The organism is Mameliella sp. LZ-28 (assembly GCF_012274245.1).
GTDB lineage: Bacteria > Pseudomonadota > Alphaproteobacteria > Rhodobacterales > Rhodobacteraceae > Antarctobacter > Antarctobacter albus.
This window is the reverse complement of record NZ_JAANYX010000023.1, coordinates 3,068-4,974: the sequence shown is the minus strand read 5'-3', so window position 1 is coordinate 4,974 and position 1,907 is coordinate 3,068. Positions and strand designations below refer to the sequence as shown.

The following is a 1,907-nucleotide window of genomic DNA, read 5'->3' as shown; positions in this document are numbered from 1 at the left end:
TTTTGCATAGAGGGATTTGGTTTTTACTAGGTTTGGCGGCGACCTACTCTCCCACGTCTTGAGACGCAGTACCATTGGCGCGGTGGCACTTAACGGCCGGGTTCGGAATGGATCCGGGTGTTTTGCTCACGCTATGACCACCAAACCGAGTAAAAACCATTGCCGCGACGCGGCGATGGTTTTGGTGGGCGTCAGTGCATTTGCGGAGCAAATGTCACGGGAGCCCACACCCAACCATGCCAGGTGCGGCATCAATCAAGCTGTTGTCCATGTCATGACACGTATGGTGTATGCCTTGAAGTCCGTAACGAGGTTGTCTTCAACCTTGCTGTTACTGGATCAAATCAAGCCTATCGGACCATTAGTACCGGTCAACTGAACACATTACTGTGCTTACATCTCCGGCCTATCGACGTGGTGGTCTTCCACGGTCCTCAGGGATACCTTGTTTTGAGGGGGGCTTCCCGCTTAGATGCCTTCAGCGGTTATCCTGTCCGATCATAGCTACCCTGCACTGCTGCTGGCGCAACAACAGGTCCACCAGTGGATCGTTCACCCCGGTCCTCTCGTACTAGGGGCAACTCCTCTCAAGTATCCTACACCCACGGCAGATAGGGACCGAACTGTCTCACGACGTTCTAAACCCAGCTCACGTACCTCTTTAAATGGCGAACAGCCATACCCTTGGGACCTGCTCCAGCCCCAGGATGAGATGAGCCGACATCGAGGTGCCAAACACTGCCGTCGATATGGACTCTTGGGCAGTATCAGCCTGTTATCCCCGGCGTACCTTTTATCCGTTGAGCGATGGCCCTCCCACTTGGGACCACCGGATCACTATGGCCGTCTTTCGACTCTGCTCGACTTGTCAGTCTTGCAGTCAGGCTGGCTTCTGCCATTGCACTCAACGAGCGATTTCCGACCGCTCTGAGCCAACCTTCGCGCGCCTCCGTTACGCTTTAGGAGGCGACCGCCCCAGTCAAACTACCCACCACGCAGGGTCCCGGACCCGGATAACGGGCCGCGGTTAGACATCAAGCAGAACAAGGGTGGTATCTCAAGGGAGGCTCCACAGGGACTGGCGTCCCTGCTTCAAAGCCTACCACCTATCCTGCACATGTTGTGCCTGATGCCAGTGCGAAGCTGTAGTGAAGGTGCACGGGGTCTTTCCGTCTAACCGCGGGAAGCCTGCATCTTGACAGGCAATTCAATTTCGCTGAGTCGATGTTGGAGACAGCGGGGAAGTCGTTACGCCATTCGTGCAGGTCGGAACTTACCCGACAAGGAATTTCGCTACCTTAGGACCGTTATAGTTACGGCCGCCGTTTACCTGGGCTTCAATTCGGAGCTTGCACCCCTCCTTTTAACCTTCAGGCACCGGGCAGGCGTCAGACCCTATACGTCGTCTTGCGACTTCGCAGAGCCCTGTGTTTTTAATAAACAGTCGCCACCCCCTGGTTTGTGCCCCCGGTAGTCGTGTACCGGGCCTCCTTCTCGCGAACTTACGGAGGTATTTTGCCGAGTTCCTTCAACATCGTTCTCTCAAGCGCCTTGGTATTCTCTACCAGTCCACCTGTGTCGGTTTAGGGTACGATCTCATGGAGGGCTATTTCCTGGGACTGTCTTGGATACGCGCCAATCCGATAAGGCACGCACGCCGCCACAATCCGTCACATCCTCCTGGCCCAGGAATATTAACCTGGTTCCCATCGACTACGCCTTTCGGCCTCGCCTTAGGGGTCGGCTTACCCTGCTCAGATTAGCTTTAAGCAGGAACCCTTGGACTTTCGGCGAGAGTGTCTCTCACACTCTTTGTCGCTACTCATGTCATCATTCTCGCTAGTGATCTCTCCACCGGATCCCTCACAGGCCGGCTTCACAGAAAAGACTTTCTCCTGCGCTACCGC

At 55.3% G+C, this 1,907-nt stretch carries 2 rRNA genes (1 of these 2 cut by a window edge); both read right to left on the bottom strand.

The window, feature by feature from the left end:
* Window positions 1-30: 30 nt before the first annotated feature.
* Window positions 31-145 (bottom strand): 5S ribosomal RNA (rrf, locus tag G9Q80_RS15235).
* A gap of 195 nt (window positions 146-340) precedes the next feature.
* Window positions 341-1,907 (bottom strand): 23S ribosomal RNA (locus G9Q80_RS15230) (it continues 653 nt past the right edge of the window).